The organism is Sphingopyxis sp. (assembly GCF_025869345.1).
Taxonomy (GTDB): domain Bacteria; phylum Pseudomonadota; class Alphaproteobacteria; order Sphingomonadales; family Sphingomonadaceae; genus Sphingopyxis.
On the sequence record NZ_JAOZVW010000018.1, the window covers coordinates 48518 to 69447 of the forward strand.

Below are 20930 nucleotides of genomic sequence, written 5' to 3' on the forward strand. Positions count from 1 at the left end.
TTCCATTAAGGCGGATTCGGAAGGCGTGTCAGGAGAAATCCTAGAAATCCCAGTCGATTTCCATGAGCGGGATCGAGAATGACGCTTTCCCGTCGGTGAAAAGATATTCGTCATCATCGCTGCCGATCTCGAAGGTGTAGCGGTGCCCGTCCACCTCAATGTGGATGATCTCATCAGGTGTGTAGATCACGTCGATTGTCGCGCCGGGGAAGAGCGCACGGGCATGATCGATCAGGTGCAGTCGATCGAGCGGTTCGTCGTTGGGCAAGATGGCCTCCTTTCGTTGACCATCTTCCCAATAAGATCATAGGGACGGGGAAGTCAGGAAAAACCCCGCGCAAGGCCCGCTGATTTTCGCGTGGGTGCCGGTGCGCCACATCGCGCAATTCGGGCAGGACCCGCTGATTCCAAATCAGGCTGTCACCTTGCCCAAAGCGCGGAAATTGGAATCTCGGGCGGGTTGTCGTCTTTTGCCGGGCATCCGATGGGCACCAGACTAATCGGCAAGGGCGCGCAGGCGATCAAGGTAAAGGGTCTTTGCTTCATATTCTGCTTCGCGGAGGCATCGCACGGTATCGATGCGATTGCGCCCACGCGGGCGCGGTTGACTTCCCGACCCGCAGAGGCGGCTGCGCAGCTTGGCGGTCTTCCGGCGGGCACGGGATAGATCATTCATGCCCTGCACCGCATAGCTTAGCCGCTGTGCCTCGCGAGAGGCGAACCGGCCTCCAGCATAGTAGATCACCTCGCAGCGCCGAGCGGTGAACGGACAGATGAAGTAGCAGCGATGGCCTCCGAATGGTGATGGCAACATTTCGATAGCAATGTGCTGCTTGATGGTGCCACCGGGCATATCGGCGTTGATTGCCATAACGCCACCGCGTTCAATGTCGCTGAGATCGATCCGAAGGCGCGTGCTGGTGCTGCTTAGGCCGCCAATCGTCCAGTGCACCGTGTCGCATGTGCATCCACCGGGGCGAACGACGCCCAGCCGCCGCAAAACGCGAATGTCGAGCGCCAGCGTATCCTCAACATTGCCGATATGTGTTGAGCGCCGCGCGCCCGATCCAATGCCGCCCATAAAAACCTCCTGCATCTCGGACGGCAATATACATCCGAAACTCTCCGGTCTCAGGCCCAGCCTCCGGCTCTTCGGACGGCGGCTGTGTGTCTCTCAAGCTGGCTTTTCAGCGAAATACTGTGGTTTGGGGCAGGTGCAGCGCCTAATCGAGTAGCCGCCCCGGCGTGACGCCCAAGGCAATAGCGAGCTTGTCCACCACGGTAATTGTCGGGTTGCGCGCTCCACGCTCAAGGTCGCTGATATAGGTGCGGTGCAAGCCCGCCTCGTCCGCGAACGCTTCCTGCGACCAACCCTTTTCCTGCCGCAGCAGGCGCAGATTTCTCGCAAGACGTTCCCGAATATCCATTGCGCGACATGGACCGTCATGTAGCCAATCAGTCTACAGACAATCGGTGACAATTCACTTTGCCAGACGGTCGCCGCTTTCTTATCGATGTCACTCATCGACTACAACGAGAGGTGGATATGCATCGACGGACAACCCCATGCCGCTAGGCACGCTTCACACGATCCGAGGCATCATAGAACGGCGGCCGGGCTATCGCTTCTTCATTGCTGTCCGTGAAGGCGGAGAATGGGAACTCGAACCGAGCCGACGCTTCTCACGGTATCTCGATTGTCCTGTGACGATCGAAGGTGTTCGCACCGGCTTCAACCGGTTAGAGGTCGTCAGGATCAAACGCGACGGCGAAGATTGGCCGCCGAACCAGAGTTGGACCCGGTGGTTCAATCACTGGCGGAAACGACAACGACTTTAAGATTAACGGCAAGCGCCTTGTCTGAGTTAAACCAAAGGGATCAATGTTCGGCGCAAATGCTCGTTCGGTTGGAATGCCTTCCGGCGCGACGAAGACCGAAGTTTCCACAACAGCACGGTGATGGGCCGCACAATCATTAGCTGTAGCGAGTAGGGCCTAGGAACTGCTGAAGACGCTTCTTCAGGTCAGGTCGTTTCGTTTCGCATTCCCAAACCGTCAGGACATCCCAACCTTCGTCCTCCAGCTGGGACCTCGACACCTCATCTCGCTCTACGTTGCGAGTGAGCTTCTGGTGCCAATATGACTTACTCGACTTAGGGCGGGTCGCCCTCGGGCATCCCGGATGTTGATGCCAAAAGCAGCCATGCACAAACACGATTTTGCGGCGGCTAGTAAAAACCAAGTCAGGTTTCCCGGGAAGGTCGCGCCGATGACATCGATAGCGATAACCTAAGCCATGCAGCAGCCTCCGGACTACCAGCTCCGGCTTGGTGTCTGTGCTTCGAATCCGAGCCATGTTGGCAGAACGGCGCTCAGCCGAGAGATGATCGGTCATCTCTAAGCGGCCATTTCCTCAACGGCTGGAGCAGGGACTACCCCCGTTATCGCATTTGCGAATTTTTCTTCCTCGTCGAGCAAGTTCTCGGCGGCCAGGTCAAAGCCGTAACCGAACACGCGCACTCCGTTGATCGTGCCGCGCAGCTTCATCCCTGTTTGAGTCGGGCCTTTGGCAGGGTACGCGAGGATGACGGTGTTTGTCCGATAGCATGCCGCATAGGTGACCACTTGGTTCACGTCGGCTCGATCGGGTTTGTTCTTGTACTTGGCATCAACGATTAATGGCGGCCATTGCGCATGTTTCACGACGATATCCGGGTGGGCGGGCGGCTCAGGCCGGTCGTCGTAAAGGGGCCGAGCCCCGTCTCCATTGCCATCCTTGACAACGAACGGGTCCGGTGCGCGGAGCTGTAGAGTCCGTCTGAGATATCTCTCGAACACGTCTTCGAAGTCGAGGACGAACGTTTCGAGTTCGACATTACCGCCGGTGTGCTCAAGCGAGACAGAAGCGCGCGACAGGATCAGTGTGGCGATCTCCAATGGCCGATAGTAATAATCACGGGACGCTGGTAACGACCGCGAGCGGAGCAACTCTGCGCATGCTACGAGATCCGAGTTTCGAAAATTCGTCACAGTGCGGGGAAATTCGACAAAGAAGCGGTTGGCTCGCTTTAGCACCGGCGATTCCGGCATTGCTCGCCGGAGGGCGACCATCGCGCATTCCAGCGCCTGCTTAATCGCTCGGTTCGGTGAAACGTCCACCGTCTGCTCGAATGCCTCGGTCGCCACCCTGTGCCTCTCGCCTCGGCTCCAAAGCGACTTAACGGTCTGACCAACCAAAATACGGCCGCGCGGCAATCCGGCTTCGCTGCGGCGGACGTACGTTTTTAGGTAACCGCGCGCTTGAACCTCTCTGAGTGCGCTCAGCAGGTTGCTCAGTAGAAACTCCAGTATCGTGGAACCTTGATCGCCACCAAGCTCATACACGCGATCAAGCGCGACGCTGCCCAGCGAAGCTCGTGCATGGTCAAGAATATGGGCGAGATTACTCACTGGTAGCTTCGGCCTCACTTCGACTGATATGTTCGGCGTGAGCGGGATCAGGCCGATGTATTTGCCGGCCGTAATAATGACGCGACCTCCTTGGAATTGGAGGAACAGTAGGCCCTTGCTCTCGACCTGTGGGTAAACCTCTATGGCGCCGTCCGCCAAGACTGCGGAGAGCGGCAGCTCGACAGAGCTGCGAGACGCGACTGTGAGCAGCCGATGTTCAGCGCCGTTTGCCAATCTTATTCGGCCGCGATCTGCTCGGATTCGGCTGCGGCCCCAGGGCCGGTTTTGGGTGCCGTTGGCTGCAAAGCCGCCTTGCATTCAGCCCAAAGCGTCTCGATCTCAGTAAGTCCCGCCGGATCGAACCGGAACCTCTTGTGCATCTGGTACTTGAGCTGCGTGTCCCACAAACGCGTGAGCGATGGCGCGTCCTTGACACGTCGAAACAGCGCATGGCCAAGCGGCGCGTGCTTCTGGACAGTCTGGAAGAACTGGATAGTGGCAGCGATGAAGGCCCCATCAGCCCCGTTCTTTTTCAGGAACTCGCGAACTTTGTCGGCGCTCGGTTCGAGAGTGACCTTGCCCCAACGGCGATCCATCGCGTCGTCAATATCGTCGACCGAGCGATCGTCAGGGTTCATTGTCGCGAGGAAGACGAGGTTCTTCGGGATTGCGATCTTGCGCCCCGATGGCAGGTAGAACGGGACGCCTCTCATCGGGCCATCCATGTAGGTGAGCGCCTCACCGAGAACGCGGGCGGGATCGGTTCGGCTAAACTCGTCGATGATCATTACGACCGGTTCGTCTGTCTTGTTCGCTTCTTCGATCATTTCAAGAAGGTGCTTCGGTGCCAGGCGGAAGCCAGCCTGGGCGTCAGGTACGTACCCTTCAACGAAGTCTTCATATTGATAGGACGGGTGGAACTGTATCTCGCGAATGCGCTGGCGATTGTCGCTCGTCAGCTTGCGGGCTACCTGCCGTGCATACCAAGTCTTACCTGTCGCCGGCACGCCGACGAACAAGACGCCGCCCATCTCGTCCTCTTCGATACTGTGTCGAACAGCTTGGAGATATGGATCGTCGTCGCCGATCTCGATCGGGTCGTGGTCCTCGTCGATCGGATTTGGAGCTTTCGCTACGGACGGACGTTCGATCAGCTCAATCTCAGCTGCATCCGGCAGCGCATCAAACAGTCCTTCGCGCGATTCGGGGAGCAGGCGAGCAATGATCGCACCGATGGTCGCGAACTCTTTCGGCGTGAGCAGCTGTACGACCTGCGACGAGTAATTATTAAGACCGATGATAGCTGCTTCGGAAAGCGATCGGGCATACGTCTCCGGCGACGCCTGAAGCAGCTCAAGCTTCTCGACGGAGCGGGGCAGCATCAGCAGGTCAGTGATAACGATCCGGTACCGAGAACCACCCAAGGCATCCTTCTGAGCGCACCATCCGAGAGCCCGGATGCCTTGCGTCCAATCGGTCGCTTGACCCTTGTTGTTGTCGCTGCCCAACCACAGCCAAACGGGAGAACCTGCGTCGAAGCCGCCTGGGACTTGAGCGCACTCAAGCTCAACGTCATGGGAGTAGGGACCCGCAGGAGTCTTATCAAGTTCCTGCGACTTGGCAGCACTGCTCGGTCCGAGCCGTACGAATGCGGGACTGGCCAACTGCTTCTCCGGTTACTACTGCTCCATTGTCTGGGGCTACAGTAGTCCTTTTGACCAAAATCTCTAGGGCTTGCCGCATCGGGCGAAAAAGATTGCGCCCCAGCGCGTCGGCTCGACGCAGGATGCCGGTTGCGGCATTCGGTGTGAGAAAGTATCGATCGTCCGGCAAGCTTTCATCAAGTGCGTCCACGAACGAAGAATTGACGATTTTGGTCGGTGCCGCCGGTGCAACACCTTCCACAATGACATTGTTGAACGCGCAGCCGCCTGACTTCCAACGCCGTTGGAAATGACCCTCGTCTAGATCTGTCTCAATCTCATCGAAAAGGACGATCGAAGTGCGATTCTTCAGATCTGGGGCAAGTTCTAGGACGGCGCTTTTTAGATCCTGCGTGTTCGATGGGTGAGAGTTTCGAAGCAGCGGCATGAGCCGGTTTGCAATCCATTGGACTACCGGTATTGCTACGGCGTTCCCAACTGCCCTGTAGCGCTCGGAATCCAAGCCGCGAGCCGGTGGGCGATAGTCATCTGATGGGATTGTCCAGTCAGCAGGAAACCCTTGCAGCCGTTCGCTTTCGGTCGGCGTCGGCCGTCTCACTGCGTCCGCGTACGAGACGTAAGAGCGACTCCAATCAAGACCGGTGTGCCGACCGGACGTGGCGGACACGCAATAAGCCACGAGCGGAACCTTTGCGCCTGTCTTGGCATGGCTACATTCGGTGATGAAGCCCGTCCGCTCTGGCCCCGGTTTCGTTCCAGGCGTCTCCTCAAATAGTGCTTTGACAGCACTATGGTAGTCACCACGCCAAGCGCATAGAAATACCCGAGGTCGTGACTGTGGCGCTCCAAAGTAGCGGGCATTCATAACTCGCCAAGCAACCGCGTACCCATGCGAGGTCAGTTCTCGCAGGATTATAGCGAAGTCGAGGCCACCATGAGAGTTCAGAAGGCCGACTACGTTCTCCAGCAACAGGACCTGGGGGCGGCACTCCGCTACGAGGTCGGCGAGCTTGAAGAACAAGCTCGTGTGGTTCCCTTTGAGGCCGGTACGGCCGTGGTTCCCACGAGCTAACGAGACGTCCTGACAGGGGAAGCCTGCGGTCCAGATGTCCGCATCAGGTATCTCCGATGCCTCGATTTGCCGTATGTCTGTGGCGATCGCGCTGTCGGGCCAGTGGCGCTTTAGCACAGCGCGGCAAAACCGATCCTTTTCGCATTGGTATACGACTTCGCCACCTTCGAGTTCAAAGGCACGATCGAAACCGCCTATTCCGGCGAAGAAAGATGCTATCTTGAACGTTGAATTGCAGGCTGAGCCTGCGGCGGTACAGTCACCGGCTTCCTGCCGTGTTGGGTGCTGGTCTCGAAGCAATCTCTAATCCCTCATTTCCAGCTCTGGCGTAGCCGCACACATCGATTCCTTGCGCGCATCATATCGAGCATATGCGCAAATGGCAGCCCTAAAATCTCCTATGATCCACAACAGTTTGTGCCGGCAGAAAGTTAGGCACATCGGGGGCAGGTCGGTACCTTGCAGACGAATTTTATCGCAGTCAGGGCCGTCGGTCTGGCGGTGTCGGCTGGCAGGTGGCAGAGGATATGCATGCGCCTACGAAGTATTGCGTCTCACCTCAGGCCTTATCGAATGCTTGTAAGGCGGCGCACAACCATCAACCACATGTTCGCTGCCGCTATCGCGCCGCATGACTCCTTCGATGAAGCGCGGGTCCGGGAAGCCGTCACCTTACTTGGCAATGACCCCGACAACGACCTATCTTGCGCATATTGCGGTGATGCAGCGGAAACGTGGGATCACGTCTTCGCAACCGTCAAGGACAGCCGGTTCAGCGGTTATGGCCATCGCCTCGGAAACCTGCTTCCTTGCTGTAAGCCTTGCAACTCGCGGAAGGGCAACAAGTCGTGGCAAGCGCACCTTGCCGGACTCGAACTCGACGAGCCGGAACGGGCGCGTCGCGCAGCTCTCATCGATCGATACATACAAGTTTACGGCCGAGTGGAAGACGGACTGACGTCCACGCCCGATCGGCAGCGCCTAGATGTGATACGTGCTCAGATACTCACGCTCGTTGCGGAGGCCGACGAAGTAGCATCCCGCATTCGCGGTAGCATCGACAACGGCTAATTCAGGCTTTCGGTAGCGTTTTGCAGGGCAGGAATTTTGCCTGGTGCCCAGATGGTGCCCCGATACGAGGCAAGGCGAGCCGCCTACATCTAAGTCATTGAAATATGGTGGACGCACTAGGGCTCGAACCTAGGACCCGCTGATTAAGAGTCAGCTGCTCTACCAACTGAGCTATGCGTCCACTGCCGGTTTTCGGCGGTCTTCTCAGCGGCTCCGGGGAACCTTGTGCTGCGAAGAGAGCGGCCCGCTATCATGCTCATTCGCGCATGGCAATGGCCTTTGCCGATATTTTTTCCGCCAGGATCGGGTCGCCGCGAAATGGAGCGGCCGGCCGGGGGCTTTTCGGCCAAGGCGGTATCATGTCTGCCGGGCGACGAGTTGGGTCGGCAGCATGGCGGATCGCGGCCGCCCACCATCCAGCGTCTGCATCAGTTTCTCGACCAGCAGCGCCCCCGCAACCCCGGTCTGCTGCGCGATCGTGGTGATCGACGGGGTGAAATGGGCGGCGGGCGGAATGTCGTTATAGCCGATGAGCGAATAATCGCGCGGGGTCAGATGGCCTTCCTTGTTGAAGGCGCCGATGACCGCCATCGCGGCGGTGTCGGAAAAGGTGAAGACCGCGTCGGGCCGCTCGGCACAGGCCTTCAGATAGGTGTGCGCCTGGTCGTGAACCGCCGAAAAGGCCATGGATTCGATCGAAAGAACCTCGATCTCGATGTCCTGGCCTGTCCGAGCGGCCGCTTGCAATCCCTCGAAGCGCAGGCGGATTTCCTCGTGCTGGCGGTTGCCGACGAACAGCCAGCGGCGGCGTCCGCAGGATAGGAAACGCTCGCCCGCCAGCCGGCCGCCCAGGAAATTGTCGCTGCCGATCGCGCAATAGCCGCTCGCGTCGCTGACCGCACCCCATACGACCATCGGAATGTCCTTGCGCGCGACCTTCCGCAGCAGCGCATCGCGCGCGCCCTGTCCCAGCACGATGAAACCGTCGGCGCCGCGTGAGCGGTGGAGATCGACGAAACCCTCGACCGTATCGAGCCCCGACGGCGACAGCAGCAGATCGAGATCGCGCACCGACAGCGCTTCTGAAATGCCCGCGAGCAGCTCGAAGATGAAGGGGTCGCCGATCGCGCCCTGGCGGTGCGATCCGAAGTCGAGCACGACCGCGATCGCGTTGGCGCGTTCGCGCCGCAGCTTCTGCGCGTTGCGGTTCGGCGCATAGCCCTGTTCGCGCGCGACCGCGAGCACGCGCTCGCGCGTCTCGGCGCTGACCAGCGGGCTGCCGCTGAGCACCCGCGAGACGGTCGGCTTTGAAACTTTTGCAATACGCGCGACGTCGTCCATCGTCGGGCGTGTCATGCGCGGCATCGTGGTCGTATCGCTGTTCCGGGCCGCCATAGGCCGTTCATATGGCAGCGATGCCGCGCGCGCAATGCTCGATCGCAATGCTATGAAACTTGTTGTTGAAATGCATTTCATAAAAATCTATCAGAATCAGCGAACGGGTGACACAGCCCGCCGAGGGAGGATGATCGATGGCAATCACGCGCAAATATTGGATGTCGCTTTGCTGGGGCGTGGCGCCGCTGGCGCTGGCCGCCGTTCCCGCGCCGGTGCTGGCGCAGGACGCGCCGGAAGCCGATTCGGCCGCGGGCGGGCTCGACGAGATCATCGTGACCGCGCGCCGCGTCGACGAGCGCGCGCAGCAGGTGCCGATCGCGATCACGGCCTTCAACCAGGACAATCTGCGCGAAAAGGGCGTGAACAACGGCACCGATCTTCAGAATTACACGCCGTCGCTGTCGGTTGTCGGCGACGTTGCGCGCAATCAGGAAACCTATTCGATCCGCGGCATGGGCGGCAGCACGGGGCAGGGCACGGGCAGCGGTCCGGGCGTCGTCGGCTATTTCGCCGAAGTGCCGACCAGCGTCAGCGGACCCGGCAGCTTTTTCGATCTTGCCTCGCTTCAGGTGCTGAAGGGCCCGCAGGGCACGCTGTTCGGCCGCAACACCACCGGCGGCGCGGTGCTGCTCGAACCCATGCACCCGAAGATGGGCGTCGTCGAAGGCTATGCCGACCTGACGCTCGGCAATTATGATCGGCGCAGCGGGCAGGGCGCGCTCAATATCCCGCTGGTCGGCGACAAGCTCGCGATCCGCGTTGCCGGGCAGTTCGACAAGCGCGACGGCTATGTCCGCGATGCCGTCACGGGCTTCGACTATCTCAACCGCAACAATTACAGCCTGCGCTTCGGCCTGCAGTTCAACCCCACCGACACGATCCGCAGCTATACTGCGGTCAGCTTCGTCAATGTGAAGGAGCATGGCGGCGGCAGCATCCTGCTCGCGGTCAATCCCGATCGGCCCTATGCCGCTTTGCTCCAGCCCTATCTGCTGGAACAGCAGGCACGCGGCGTGCGCGAGACGGCGCTCAGCGTTCCCACCCGCGAAGTCGCGAAAGCGTTTCTCGCGCTCAACAACACCGAATTCGACCTGTCGGACACGCTGACGCTGAAGAATGTCTTCAGCTACGCGCGCACCCGCTCGACGAGCGCGACCGACCGCGATTCGACCCCGCTGCCGATCGCCGACCTGCTCGGTGCCTATCCCGGCAGCTATAACAATAACCTGCGCACGATCACCGAGGAACTGCAGCTCCGTTATGACGACGGCACGCTGCGCATCCAGGCGGGCGGCTTTTTCCTCGACGACAAGACGCCGTCGCCGCTGACCTTCCAGACCGTCAATCCGATGCAGTTCGGCGGCATCCTCGGCGGCGGTCCGATCATTCTGCCGCCGGAGTTTCAGGCAGCGCTGGGCGTCGACGGGCCGCTGCTCCCCGCGCTCAGCCTTCAGCCGGCCGCGCGCGTCAGTGCGCAGAGCAAGGCGATCTATGCGCAGGCGCAATATAAGCTGACGCCCGACCTCACCGCGACCGCGGGTTTCCGCTGGACCTGGGACCGTTTCGGCGGCGAGATCCAGGCCTATCAGGCGGCCGAAAGCTACGACGTCTTCAATCAGCTCGCGGCCGTCGGCCTCATTACGCCCGAACAGGCGGCGCAGGTGATCGGGCTCAACGCCGATCTTTGCACCTATGACGCCTTCAAGGCGGTGGCGGCGGGCGGTTTCCCGACCCTCTATTACCCCAATTGCACGACGCCGAGCTTCAACGGCAAGAGCAACGGACCGACGTGGCAGGTCGGCCTCGACTGGCAGGCCAACCCCGACACGCTGCTCTATGTGGTGTCGCGGCGCGGCTATAAATCGGGCGCCACCAACCCGATCGTCTCACTGTTTCTTGGCGAGGAACACCCGCTGTTCGCGGTTCGGCCGGAACAGGTGACCGACCTCGAACTCGGAGTGAAGAAGGACTGGAATCTGGGCGGCGATGCCAGGGCCCGCACGAACATCTCGGCCTTCTATACCTGGTACAATGATATCCAGGTGATCCAGCGCGCGTCGATCGCGGGGTCCGACATTCTGACCAACGCCAAGAAGGCCCGGGTCATGGGGCTGGAGTTCGAGGGGCAACTCGTGCCGGTGCGCGGTCTGACGTTCAGCGCGGTCTATTCCTATAATTCGGCGAAATATCTCGAATATGATTCGATCGCGATCCCCGAAATCCCTTCGGCGCTGACCGCGGCGCAGCCGAGCCGCGACCTGTCGGGAACGCCTTTCTCCTTCGTACCCAAGCACAAGTTCAGCCTCAATGGGCGGATCGATCTGCCGCCCGTCGAAGGGGTGGGGGAGATGGCGTTCAACGCGAACTGGACCTATCAGTCGAGCCAGCGCGTGACCCCCGAAGCGCAGCCGTTCGACACGATCGCGGGTTATGGCCTCGTCAACCTGCGCTTCGAGTGGAACAATATGTTCGGCGCGCCGATCGACCTCGCGGTTTACGGCACCAACATCTTCGACAAGGAATATCGCGTCACCGCCAATCCCGGTTATAATAATTCGGGTTTCATCAACTCGATCTATGGGGAGCCGGCGCAATATGGCGTGCAGGCCCGCTATCGCTTCTGAGCCCGGCATGACGGCCGGAACCCGGTTCGACCGGCGCGAGATGATCGGCCTCGGCGCTGCGGCGGTCGCCGCCGCCGCGGCCGGCCCTCTCCGCGCGGCTCCCGCCTCGCATCCCTTCCTCTGGGGCGCCGCGACCGCGGGGCATCAGGTCGAGGGTAACAATATCAATGCCGACATCTGGCTGCTCGAGCAGGTGAAGCCGACCATCTTCGCCGAGCCGTCGGGGGATGCGTGCGACAGCCTGCACCGCTGGCGCGAGGACGTCGCGATCGTCAAGGCGCTCGGGCTCAACTGTTATCGCTTCTCGGTCGAATGGTCGCGGATCGAGCCGGCGCCGGGGCAGTTCAGCCAGGCCTGGCTCGATCATTATGCGCGTATCGTCGATCATTGCCGCGAGCAGGGGCTGGCGCCGGTCGTCACCTTCAACCATTTCACCACCCCGCGCTGGTTCGCGGCGGCGGGCGGGTGGGAGAATCCCGACGCGCCCGACCTGTTCGCGCGCTATTGCGACCGGGTCGCGCGCGCGATGGCGGCGGGGATCAGCCATGCGCTGACCTTCAACGAGCCCAATCTGGCGCTCGGCGGCAACTGGGCCATTCACCCGCTATCGCAGGCGATGCGCGATGCGGTCGCGGCTTGCTGTGCGGCGGCGGCGAAGGCGAGCGGGTCCGATCGCTTCTCGCTGCTCAACGCGGGCGATCCGGCGCCGATGATCTCCGGCGTCGTTGCCGCGCATGTCGCGGCGCGCGCGGCGATCCGCGCGGTGCGTTCGGATTTGCCGATCGGGATGAGCCTTGCCATTCCCGATAATGTCGCAGTCGGCGCGGACAGCGGGATCGAGCGCAAGCGCGCCGAAGTCTATGGCCCTTTCTTCGCGGTGATGGACAAGGATGATTTCATCGGCGTGCAGACCTATGGCCGCGCTTTTGTCGGCGCCGACCGCGACGTCGATCCGCCCGCCGATGCGCCGAAGCGGCCGGGCGGCGGCGAATGGTTTCCCGCCGCGATCGGCAATGTCGTGCGTTATGCCTACAAGGCGACGGGGCTGCCGGTGATGGTGACCGAGAATGGCATCGACGCCGCCGACGATAGCGAACGCGAGCGTTTCATTCCCGAAGCCGTCGCCTCGGTCGAGGCGGCGCGGCACGACGGCGTGCCGGTGCTCGGCTATATCCATTGGTCGCTGCTCGACAATTTCGAATGGATGTCGGGCTATGGCCCGAAATTCGGGCTGGTGTCGGTCGACCGGCGGACCTTCAAGCGGACGGTCAAGCCGAGCGCGAAACGGCTCGGCGCGATCGCGCGGGCGGGCGGAGTTCGGGCAGGATGATCCGGCCTCTTCTGGTGTTGCTGCTCGCAGCGGGGCTCGCATCGGCGACGGCGCAGGCGCAGGCGGTCAAGGCGCCATGGCCCGACTTCCTGTCGCCCGAGGCGAAGGCGGGGCTCGCCGCCGATGCCGCGCGCTCGCCCGAACCCGCGGATATCGCGGGACGCCGCGCGCGGATCGACGCGATCCAGCAGGAAATCGGCGTGCCGCGCCTCGCGCGCTATGGCGTGACGATGAAGGAGGATGCGATCGCCGGGGTTCCGGTCCGCATCTTCACTCCCGCCAAGGGCGCGGCGAAGGCGCCGGTCCTGCTCAATCTTCATGGCGGCGGCTTCATCGTCGATGCGGGGTCGATCAGCGAGAATGCCGCGGTCGCGGCGCTCACCGGCTATCGCGTCGTCGCGGTGCGCTATCGCCTGGCCCCCGAGCATGTCTTTCCGGCCGGGGTCGACGATGCGCTCGCCGTCTATCGCGCCTTGCTGGCCGACCATGATCCGGCGCGGATCGGCGTCTATGGCACGTCCGCGGGCGCGATCCTGTCGGCCGAGCTCGTCGCCCGGCTGCGCGCAGAGAAATTGCCGCAGCCCGCCGCGCTCGGCTTCTTCTCGGGCGCTGCCGACCTGTCGCGGGTCGGCGACAGCGCCGGGCTGTTCGCCGATGCATCGGGCGTCGATGCGCTGGCCGCGCTCTACGCAGGCGGACGGGCGGTGAGCGATCCGCTCGTCTCGCCGCAACGCGGCGACCTGACCGGCTGGCCCGCGACGCTCTGCCTTGCCAGCACGCGCGATTTCCTGCTGAGCGGCACCGCCGACTTCTGCCGTGCGATCGACGCGGCGGGCGCGCCCGCGAAGCTGGTGGTGTTCGACGGGCTGCCGCACGCCTTCTGGGCCTATATCGATGCGCCCGAAAGCGATGCCGCCTTCGCCGTGATGGCGCGCTTCTTCACTGAGCGGCTGGGAGAATGACCATGAGGATAGTGCTCGCCGCTGCCGCGCTCGCAGCGGCAACACCGACTGCGGCCCAGCTCGCGGTGCCGGCCTTCACCCTGCCGGTGTCGAACCAGCTCAGCGACGAGGCGCAGGCCGTGCTCCAGCGCATGGCCGCCGCGACCGCACCCGCCGACATCGCGACCGATGTTGCAAAGCAGCGCGCCTTTTACGATCGCTACAACGACGACCGCCTCGCCGAGATGCGGAAGCATTTCCGGACCCGCGAGCAGGGCGCGGTGATGAATGGCGTCACCGTCGACATCGTCGAACCCGCGGACGGGATCGCCAAGGGCAATGCCGCGCGCGTGCTCGTCAACGTCCACGGCGGCGCCTTCATGTGGGGGTCGGGCAGCGGCGCGCTGGTCGAGGCGATCCCGGTCGCCGCGACGATGGGCGTCAAGGTCGTGACCGTTGATTACCGCCTCGCGCCCGAGCATCGCTATCCAGCGGCGTCGGAGGACGTCACCGCGGTCTACAAGGCGCTGCTCAAAGATTATCGGCCGGAGAATATCGGCATCTACGGCTGCTCCGCGGGCGGCGTCATCACCGCGCAGGCGACCGCGTGGATACGCCGTCAGGGCTTGCCGCGCCCCGGCGCGATCGGCACCTTCTGCGGCACCGGCGCGCCCTATTCGGGGGACAGTCCGTATCTGGCCGGACCGATCACCGGCGGCGCGGCGCTGCCCGTGCCCGCGCTCCCCGACGTGCTGCCGCTGGCCTATATGCAGGATGTCCCGGCGAGCGATGCCGCTGCCTATCCGCTCGCCTCGCCGGACGAGATCAAGGCGATGCCGCCGACGCTGCTGCTCGCGGGCGGACGCGATTTCGCGGTCAGCGCGCTGACGCTCGCCGACCGGCGGCTGACGGCGGCGGGAGTGCCGAGCGAGCTTCATCTGTTCGACGGCCTGCCGCACGCCTTCTTCGTCTGGCCCGACATGCCCGAATCGATGGAAGCGTATCGGCTGATCGCCTCCTTCTTCGACCGGCATCTGGGACGAAGCGCGCGTTGATGCGAACCCGCACCATCGCCTCGCTCGCGCTCACCTATGCGCTGCTCGGCCTGCTGATGAACAGCGTCGGAACCGTCATTCTGCAATCGATCGCCCAGTTCGGGATCAGCAAGCCGATGGGATCGACGCTCGAGGCGTGCAAGGATCTGTCGGTCGTCGCCGCCTCTTTCCTGCTCGTCGCCGCGGTGCCCGCCTTCGGCTATCGCCGCTCGCTGATCGCGGTGCTCGCGGCGATGGCGGCGGCCTGCCTGCTCGCCTCCTTCGCGACCGGCTTTGCGGCGATGCAGGCGCTGTTCGTGGCGACCGGGCTGGCGTTCGGCGTCACCAAGATCGCGACCTATTCGGCGATCGGCCTCGTCGCGCGCGATCCCGCCGACCATGCCAGCATTACCGGCCTGATCGAGGGCGTGTTCATGGGCGGCGTTCTCGCGGGCGCGTGGATTTTCGGCTGGTTCATCGACGCGGGCGACTGGCTGCGCGTTTATTGGCTGCTCGCGGCGGTCTGCGCGCTCGCGGCCATCCTCTGGCTCGGCGTCCGGCTCGACGAGAGCATGGTTCCCGTCGACAGGGAGGGGGCTTCGGTAACGGCGGGGTGGAAGGCGATGCTTGCGCTCGCCGCGCTTCCCGCGACCGCCGCGGTGCTCGCCGCACTGTTCCTCTATGTGCTGGTCGAGCAGGGGGTCGGCACCTGGCTGCCGACCTTCAACCGCGAGATATTGCATCTGCCCGCCGCGATGAGTGTCCAGATGTCGAGCCTCTTCGTCGCCTCGCTCGCGCTCGGGCGGCTGGCGTCGGGCATCCTGCTTCGCCGCATCGACTGGCTGCCGGTGTTGCTCGCCTGCCTTGCGGCGCTGGCGCTGCTTGTCGTCGCGGCGCTGCCGCTGGCCGAAGGGGTACAGCCGCGCGCCGGGATCGGCTGGGCCAGCGCGCCCGCCGCCGCCTGGCTCTTTCCGTTGATCGGCTTCTTCCTCGCGCCCATCTATCCGACCGTCTGTTCGGTGGCGCTTAGCGCGCTGCCGCAGCAGCGCCACGCGGCGATGATCGGGCTGATCGTGATCTTCTCCGCGCTTGGCGGCACGATCGGCTCCTTCCTCGTCGGGCTCTTGTTCCAGACGCTGCCGGGGACGACCGCTTTCTATCTGCTGCTGCTCCCGATCGCGCTGGTCGCGCTTGCGCTGCCGTTCGTGCGGCGGCGGGTCGCGGGAGCGGCTGCATGACCGCCGTCGATACCCCCGCCGGATTGTTCGGCCCGCTGTTCGCGGCGGTGCAGGAATGCGGGCTGTTCCCCGATTCCAAGACCTTCGCCGACGCGCGCCCGCGCCGCGCGCCCGCCGCGATCCTCGCCGACTGGCAGGCCGAGCAGCCCGAGGGCGGGGAGGGGCTGCGCCGCTTCGTCCTCGCCAATTTCGACCTGCCGCAGGACTGGGCCGACCCGCCGCTCGATCAGCGCCCGCTCGCCGCGCATATCGAGGCGCTGTGGCCGCTGCTGACCCGCGCCGCGAGCGAACCCGCGCCGGGGTCGTCCGAGCTCTGGCTCCCGCACGCCTATGTCGTCCCCGGCGGGCGCTTTCGCGAGCTTTATTATTGGGACAGCTATTTCACCATGCTCGGCCTCGCGCGCTCGGGGCAGCAGCAGCTCGTCGAGAATATGATCGCCAATTTCGGCAGCCTGCTCGACCGCATCGGCCATATCCCGAACGGCACGCGCAGCTATTATGTCAGCCGTTCGCACCCGCCCTTCTTCCACCTGATGGCTGCTTTGTCGCGCGACGTCAGCGCCGAGGGCCGCCGCCAGCGGCTCGGCTGGATGGTGCGCGAGCATGAGTATTGGATGGACGGCGCGGTCGGCCTCGCGCCCGGGGCCGCGGTGCGCCGTGTCGTGCGGTTGGCCGACGGCGCGCTGCTCAACCGCTATTGGGACGACAGCGACCGCCCGCGCGACGAAAGCTGGCGCGAGGATGTCGCGCTTGCCGCCGAAGCCGAAGCGCGCGAGGCGGGGACGCTGTGGCGCGACCTGCGCGCCGCGGCCGAAAGCGGCTGGGACTTCAGCTCTCGGTGGCTCGCCGACGGACAGAGCCTCGGCTCGATCCGCACGACGCGGCTGGTTCCGGTCGATCTCAACGCGCTGCTGTTCGGGCTCGAACAGGCGATCGCGGCCGAAGCCGAGGGGCTGGGCGACCGGGCCATGGCCGCCGATTATGCCGCCCGCGCCGAAGCCCGCGCGCGTGCCATCGCCGATCACCTGTGGCACGAAGGGGGCGGCCATTATGCCGATTTCGATCTCGACAAAGACGCGTCCTCCGACCGCCTGACCGCGGCGGCCGCGTTTCCGCTCTTCGCCGGGCTCGCGAGCGGCGAGCGTGCGGCGCGGAGCGCGGCGGCGTTGCGGCGTCTGCTGCGGCGCGGCGGCCTGATGACGACGCTGTGCGACAGCGGGCAGCAATGGGACGCGCCGAACGGCTGGGCGCCGCTGCAATGGATCGCGATCACGGGCCTGCGCCGCTATGGCGAGACGCAGCTTGCCGATGCGATCGCCGACCGCTGGATCGCGATGGTCGAGGCGCATTATGCCGCGACCGGCCAGCTTCTCGAAAAATATGACGTCGTCGCCTGTTCGGCGGGCTCGGGCGGCGAATATGGCACCGAAACGGGGTTCGGCTGGACCAACGGCGTGACGCTGGAATTGCTGGCGATCCGAGATAGGAAAGCAGGAAGGAGTGGAGGCGATGATGCGTAAAGGGATGAGATTATCGTTCGCGATGCGGCTGGCGCCCGCGCTGTTGGCCTTCGCCGCGCCTATGGCGCTTCATGCGGAGGAGACCCCGGCGGTCACGCTGACATCGACGCAATCGGCGCTGGTCGCCAAGGCGGCGAAGCTCGGCGCCACCAGCCTCAAAACGCTTCCCGCGCCGGACGGCGGCTTCGTCCTCGCGGGCAAGCTCGCAGGCGACCAGTTCTCGGTCGCTTTCCCGGCGGGCTGGAAGGGCGGCGCCCTGCTTTTCGCGCATGGCTATTCGGCGCCGGGTTCGCCGGTCGCGGTGGCCGAGGACCCGCTCTCGCCCGCCGTCGGAACCAACGGCATGATGCTGAAAGTCTATCAGGACGGCTATGCCGCGGGCCACAGCGCCTATGACAAGGCGGGCATGGGGGTCGAGAGCGCGACCGAGAACACGCTCCGCCTGCGCGATTTCCTGACCAGGCTTGGTGCGAAGCGCGTGCTTGTCGCGGGCGGGTCGATGGGCGGCAATATCGTCCTGTCGCTGATCGAGCAGCATCCGAAGGCCTTTGCCGGCGCGATTTCGGCGTGCGGCGTCACCGACGGCTGGGAAAGCCTGTTCGCGCAGCTCATCGACATGCGCGCCGCTTATAATGTGCTGACCGAAGGCACGCCCTATGCCTTGCCCGGCGAGCACGACCTGCTCAAGTCGGCCTTCCCGATGGACCCGCCCGCGGGTGAGGCGGCGAGCAGCGACGCCTTTCGTAACGGACGCATCGTGCAGATCGCCATGCCGGTGCTGATGTTGGCGCAGGCGGCGGCGGCGAACCCCGACGGGCGCGAGGCACACATCCTGAAACAGGTCGCCTCGATCGGCGGGTTCGAGCCCGAAGTGGCCTCGATCGCCTTTCCGCTCGTCACCGTGACGCTCGGCATGGACGATCTGGGCGCGACGCTCGGCGGCAACATCTATGGCAACGTGGGCAAAGTCTATGCGAGCCCCGAGATGACGGCCGAGGAGGCCGCCGCCTTCAACGCCAAGGTCCAGCGCATTTCGGCGGACCCGGCTGCGGTCGCCAACGCGCGCCGCTGGCATCAGGCGACCGGGCGGTTCGACGTGCCGCTGGTCACGATCCACAACCGCATCGACTCGCTCGTCCCCTACGCCCAGTCGGAGGCGCTGGGGCGCATCGTCGCGGCGGCGGGCAACGAAAAGCGGCTCGTCCAATATACGGTGCCGGGGACGAAGGCGGCGCTGCCGGTCGGCGGGGTCGAGGGCTATACGCACTGCGGCTTCTCGCCCGAACAGATGACCGCGACGTGGGAAGCGCTGAAGGGCTGGGTCGAGACGGGCAAGCGCCCTGCCGCCGACGCGGTTCGATAAGGCGCGAAGGGGCGAGCGTGTCGGACCTGAACCGCCGCGAGTTTCTCGGCGCCGGTGCGCTCGCCGCTGCCGTCCTCGCGAGCGCGGGGGTGAAGGCGGCGGAGCGCATCGCCGCGGTGAACATCGATGCGCTGCTCGCGCGGATGACGCTCGCCGAAAAGCTCGGCCAGCTCGCGCAGGCGCGTGGGCAGCGTAACGATACGGGCCCCTATGTCCCTGCGGGCAGCGAGGCCGACGTGCGCGCGGGCCGCATCGGCTCCTTCCTCAGCGTCTATGGCGCCGACACCACCCGGCGGCTCCAGCGTATCGCGGTCGAGGAAACGCGGCTCGGCATCCCGCTGCTTTTCGCCGACGATGTGATCCACGGCTTTCGCACCATCTTTCCCGTGCCGCTCGGCGAGGCGGCGAGCTTCGATCCGGCGGCGGCTGAGAAAGCGGCGCGGATCGCGGCGGTCGAGGCGACCGCCAACGGCCTCCACTGGACCTATGCCCCGATGGTCGACATGGCGCGCGATCCGCGCTGGGGCCGCGTCGTCGAGGGCGCGGGCGAGGATGTCGAACTCGCCTGCCGCTTCGCCGAAGCGCGGGTGCGCGGCTTCCAGGGTCAGAGGTTGTCGGATCCCGACGCGATGATGGCGACCGCCAAGCATTTCGTCGCTTATGGCGCGGCCGAGGGCGGGCGCGACTATGACGTCGCCGACGTGTCGCCGCGGCGCCTCGCCGAATATTATTATCCCCCCTTCCAGGCCGCAATCGCGGCGGGCGCGGCGAGCGTGATGGCCGCGTTCAACGAGGTCAACGGCGTCCCGATGCACGCCAACCGCGACCTGCTGCGCGGCGTGCTGCGCGGGGCGTGGAAATTCGACGGCCTGATCGTCAGCGATTATACCGGCATCCGCGAACTCGTCGCGCACGGCGTGGCCGCCGACGATGCCGAAGCCGGGCGGCTCGCGATGGAGGCCGGGATCGACATCGATATGGTCAGCGGCATCTACGCCGACCTGCTGCCCGCCGAAGTGGAGGCGGGCAGGCTCGATATCGCGCTCGTCGATGCTGCGGTGCGCCGGCTGCTCGAGGCGAAGGCGGCGCTGGGCCTGTTCGCCGACCCCTATCGCAACTGCGACCCCGCGCGTGCGAAGCGTGCGACGCTGCGCCGCGAGCACCGCGCCGCCGCTCGCGACCTGGCGCGCAAGAGCATGGTGCTGCTCCGGAACGAAGGACAGGTGCTGCCGCTTTCCAGGGCCCTGCGCACAGTCGCTGTCATCGGCCCGCTCGCCGACGACCGCCGCTCGATGCTGGGAAGCTGGGCGCCGACCGGGGTTGCGGCCGACGCGATCACGCCGCGCGAGGGGATCGCCGCGGCGCTCGGCTCCGCCACGCGGGTGCTTCATGCCGCGGGCGGCGAGGCGGCGCTGGCGGCGGCGCGCGCGGCCGATGCGGTCATCCTCTGTCTCGGCGAGGATTGGGACATGAGCGGCGAGGCGCGCAGCCGCGTCGCGCTCGACCTCGCGCCCGATCAGCAGGAACTCGCGGACGCGGTCCTCGCGCTCGGCAAGCCGGTGGCGACGGCGATCTTCGCGGGCCGCCCGCTGACGATCGGCGCGCTCGCCGAACGCGCGCCGGCGATCCTCTGGGCCTGGCATCCGGGGGTCGAGGCGGGGCCCGCGCTCGCCGATCTGCTGTTCGGCGACGTCAGCCCGTCGGGCCGCCTGCCGATCAGCTTTCCGCGCCACGTCGGACAGATTCCGATCCACTACGACCATCGCAGCACCGGCCGCCCGGCGAGCGAGAGCGAACGCAACAGCGCCAAATATGTCGACGCTCCCTGGACCCCGCTCTACCCCTTCGGTCACGGCCTGACATATGCGCCTGTCCGTTACGAGGCGCTGACCCTGTCGTCCGAACGGATCGCGCCCGGCGCCGCGCTCGATGTCGCCTTCCGGGTCGCGAACGAAGGCCGGTTCGCGGTCGAGGAAGTCGTCCAGCTTTATCTGCACGACGAGGTTGCGAGCACGACCCGCCCGGTCAAGGCGCTCAAGCGCTTCGCCCGCATCGCGCTCGCGCCCGGCGAGCGCAAACAGGTCCGCTTCACGCTCACGGCCGCCGATTTCGCGCTGCTCGATGCCGGTCTTGCGCCTGTGGTCGAACCGGGCGGCTTCTCGCTGTTCGTCGGCGGCAGTTCGGAAACGGCGCTGGAGGCGCGCTTCACCGTCGAGGGCTGAGCC

Annotated in this window: 18 protein-coding genes, 1 tRNA gene and 1 pseudogene; 10 read left to right on the forward strand and 10 right to left on the reverse strand. The window is 64.6% G+C overall.

Annotated features, from left to right (window positions below; translation table 11 throughout):
• Window positions 1-40: 40 nt before the first annotated feature.
• The 3 genes from OJI97_RS01600 to OJI97_RS01610 all read right to left on the reverse strand — a co-directional run bounded on the left by OJI97_RS01600 (window position 41) and on the right by OJI97_RS01610 (window position 1427).
• A complete protein-coding gene (locus OJI97_RS01600) occupies window positions 41-268 on the reverse strand; it encodes a hypothetical protein (protein ID WP_297660360.1) in 228 nt (75 codons plus the stop codon).
• Between the two features lie 228 nt (window positions 269-496).
• Window positions 497-1096: a hypothetical protein gene (locus tag OJI97_RS01605; protein ID WP_297660364.1), complete on the reverse strand. Its 600-nt coding sequence runs from the start codon at window positions 1094-1096 to the stop codon at window positions 497-499.
• Window positions 1097-1223: 127 nt separating this feature from the next.
• Window positions 1224-1427: a helix-turn-helix domain-containing protein gene (locus OJI97_RS01610; RefSeq protein WP_031292190.1), complete on the reverse strand. Its 204-nt coding sequence runs from the start codon at window positions 1425-1427 to the stop codon at window positions 1224-1226.
• Window positions 1428-1566: 139 nt separating this feature from the next.
• Here OJI97_RS01610 and OJI97_RS18985 point away from each other — a divergent pair, with 139 nt between their 5' ends.
• Complete coding sequence (locus tag OJI97_RS18985) at window positions 1567-1839, forward strand: DUF5818 domain-containing protein (protein WP_367184740.1); 273 nt, start codon at window positions 1567-1569, stop codon at window positions 1837-1839.
• A gap of 136 nt (window positions 1840-1975) precedes the next feature.
• Here OJI97_RS18985 and OJI97_RS01615 read toward each other — a convergent pair whose 3' ends face one another.
• The 5 genes and pseudogenes from OJI97_RS01615 to OJI97_RS18990 all read right to left on the reverse strand — a co-directional run.
• Window positions 1976-2395: a very short patch repair endonuclease gene (locus tag OJI97_RS01615; RefSeq protein ID WP_297660371.1), complete on the reverse strand. Its 420-nt coding sequence runs from the start codon at window positions 2393-2395 to the stop codon at window positions 1976-1978.
• A 2-nt stretch (window positions 2396-2397) separates the two neighbouring features.
• Window positions 2398-3684, reverse strand: a complete 1287-nt coding sequence (locus OJI97_RS01620; protein WP_297660373.1) for a hypothetical protein — start codon at window positions 3682-3684, stop codon at window positions 2398-2400.
• Window positions 3685-3686: 2 nt separating this feature from the next.
• Complete coding sequence (locus tag OJI97_RS01625) at window positions 3687-4958, reverse strand: AAA family ATPase (protein WP_297660376.1); 1272 nt, start codon at window positions 4956-4958, stop codon at window positions 3687-3689.
• Window positions 4959-5052: 94 nt separating this feature from the next.
• Window positions 5053-5541, reverse strand: a complete 489-nt coding sequence (locus tag OJI97_RS01630) for a hypothetical protein (protein WP_297660379.1) — start codon at window positions 5539-5541, stop codon at window positions 5053-5055.
• A 12-nt stretch (window positions 5542-5553) separates the two neighbouring features.
• Window positions 5554-6486, reverse strand: a pseudogene (locus OJI97_RS18990) (DNA cytosine methyltransferase); the annotation flags it as partial.
• Window positions 6487-6792: 306 nt separating this feature from the next.
• Between OJI97_RS18990 and OJI97_RS01635 the strand changes: the two are divergent.
• The gene (locus tag OJI97_RS01635) at window positions 6793-7257 is read left to right on the forward strand and encodes a hypothetical protein (protein WP_297660382.1); all 465 of its coding nucleotides are present in this window, start codon (window positions 6793-6795) and stop codon (window positions 7255-7257) included.
• Between the two features lie 105 nt (window positions 7258-7362).
• Here OJI97_RS01635 and OJI97_RS01640 read toward each other — a convergent pair.
• Both OJI97_RS01640 and OJI97_RS01645 read right to left on the reverse strand, forming a co-directional pair.
• Window positions 7363-7438, reverse strand: a tRNA-Lys gene (locus tag OJI97_RS01640).
• A gap of 176 nt (window positions 7439-7614) precedes the next feature.
• Window positions 7615-8652, reverse strand: a complete 1038-nt coding sequence (locus OJI97_RS01645) for a LacI family DNA-binding transcriptional regulator (RefSeq protein WP_297660385.1) — start codon at window positions 8650-8652, stop codon at window positions 7615-7617.
• 137 nt (window positions 8653-8789) lie between these two features.
• Here OJI97_RS01645 and OJI97_RS01650 point away from each other — a divergent pair, with 137 nt between their 5' ends.
• From OJI97_RS01650 to OJI97_RS01685, 8 genes are read left to right on the forward strand one after another with little or no spacing between them, the layout of a single operon-like run.
• Window positions 8790-11279, forward strand: a complete 2490-nt coding sequence (locus OJI97_RS01650) for a TonB-dependent receptor (protein WP_297660388.1) — start codon at window positions 8790-8792, stop codon at window positions 11277-11279.
• A gap of 7 nt (window positions 11280-11286) precedes the next feature.
• Window positions 11287-12609: a family 1 glycosylhydrolase gene (locus OJI97_RS01655; RefSeq protein WP_297660391.1), complete on the forward strand. Its 1323-nt coding sequence runs from the start codon at window positions 11287-11289 to the stop codon at window positions 12607-12609.
• Window positions 12606-13571: an alpha/beta hydrolase fold domain-containing protein gene (locus OJI97_RS01660; RefSeq protein ID WP_297660394.1), complete on the forward strand. Its 966-nt coding sequence runs from the start codon at window positions 12606-12608 to the stop codon at window positions 13569-13571. The genes OJI97_RS01655 and OJI97_RS01660 overlap by 4 nt, the downstream gene beginning before the upstream one ends.
• 2 nt (window positions 13572-13573) lie before the next feature.
• Window positions 13574-14605, forward strand: coding sequence for an alpha/beta hydrolase fold domain-containing protein (locus OJI97_RS01665; protein WP_297660396.1), 1032 nt, complete (start codon window positions 13574-13576; stop codon window positions 14603-14605).
• The gene (locus tag OJI97_RS01670) at window positions 14605-15822 is read left to right on the forward strand and encodes a sugar MFS transporter (protein ID WP_297660399.1); all 1218 of its coding nucleotides are present in this window, start codon (window positions 14605-14607) and stop codon (window positions 15820-15822) included. Before OJI97_RS01665 ends, OJI97_RS01670 begins: the two co-directional genes overlap by 1 nt.
• Window positions 15819-17342 carry an alpha,alpha-trehalase TreA gene (gene treA, locus OJI97_RS01675; RefSeq protein ID WP_297660401.1) on the forward strand — a complete coding sequence of 508 codons (1524 nt, stop codon included), beginning with the start codon at window positions 15819-15821 and terminating at the stop codon, window positions 17340-17342. Before OJI97_RS01670 ends, treA begins: the two co-directional genes overlap by 4 nt.
• Entirely contained in the window at window positions 17332-18705 is a 1374-nt protein-coding gene (locus OJI97_RS01680) for an alpha/beta hydrolase (RefSeq protein WP_297660405.1), read from the forward strand. The genes treA and OJI97_RS01680 overlap by 11 nt, the downstream gene beginning before the upstream one ends.
• A gap of 17 nt (window positions 18706-18722) precedes the next feature.
• Entirely contained in the window at window positions 18723-20927 is a 2205-nt protein-coding gene (locus OJI97_RS01685; protein ID WP_297660407.1) for a glycoside hydrolase family 3 N-terminal domain-containing protein, read from the forward strand.
• Window positions 20928-20930: the final 3 nt, after the last annotated feature.

Coding starts and splice junctions, on each gene's coding strand:
- OJI97_RS01605 (WP_297660364.1), bottom strand. CDS start 1,096: ATGCAGGAGGTTTTTATGGGCGGCATTGGATCGGGCGCGCGGCGCTCA.
- OJI97_RS01610 (WP_031292190.1), bottom strand. CDS start 1,427: ATGGATATTCGGGAACGTCTTGCGAGAAATCTGCGCCTGCTGCGGCAG.
- OJI97_RS18985 (WP_367184740.1), top strand. CDS start 1,567: ATGCCGCTAGGCACGCTTCACACGATCCGAGGCATCATAGAACGGCGG.
- OJI97_RS01615 (WP_297660371.1), bottom strand. CDS start 2,395: ATGACCGATCATCTCTCGGCTGAGCGCCGTTCTGCCAACATGGCTCGG.
- OJI97_RS01630 (WP_297660379.1), bottom strand. CDS start 5,541: ATGCCGCTGCTTCGAAACTCTCACCCATCGAACACGCAGGATCTAAAA.
- OJI97_RS01635 (WP_297660382.1), top strand. CDS start 6,793: ATGTTCGCTGCCGCTATCGCGCCGCATGACTCCTTCGATGAAGCGCGG.
- OJI97_RS01645 (WP_297660385.1), bottom strand. CDS start 8,652: ATGGCGGCCCGGAACAGCGATACGACCACGATGCCGCGCATGACACGC.
- OJI97_RS01650 (WP_297660388.1), top strand. CDS start 8,790: ATGGCAATCACGCGCAAATATTGGATGTCGCTTTGCTGGGGCGTGGCG.
- OJI97_RS01655 (WP_297660391.1), top strand. CDS start 11,287: ATGACGGCCGGAACCCGGTTCGACCGGCGCGAGATGATCGGCCTCGGC.
- OJI97_RS01660 (WP_297660394.1), top strand. CDS start 12,606: ATGATCCGGCCTCTTCTGGTGTTGCTGCTCGCAGCGGGGCTCGCATCG.
- OJI97_RS01665 (WP_297660396.1), top strand. CDS start 13,574: ATGAGGATAGTGCTCGCCGCTGCCGCGCTCGCAGCGGCAACACCGACT.
- OJI97_RS01670 (WP_297660399.1), top strand. CDS start 14,605: ATGCGAACCCGCACCATCGCCTCGCTCGCGCTCACCTATGCGCTGCTC.
- treA (WP_297660401.1), top strand. CDS start 15,819: ATGACCGCCGTCGATACCCCCGCCGGATTGTTCGGCCCGCTGTTCGCG.
- OJI97_RS01680 (WP_297660405.1), top strand. CDS start 17,332: ATGATGCGTAAAGGGATGAGATTATCGTTCGCGATGCGGCTGGCGCCC.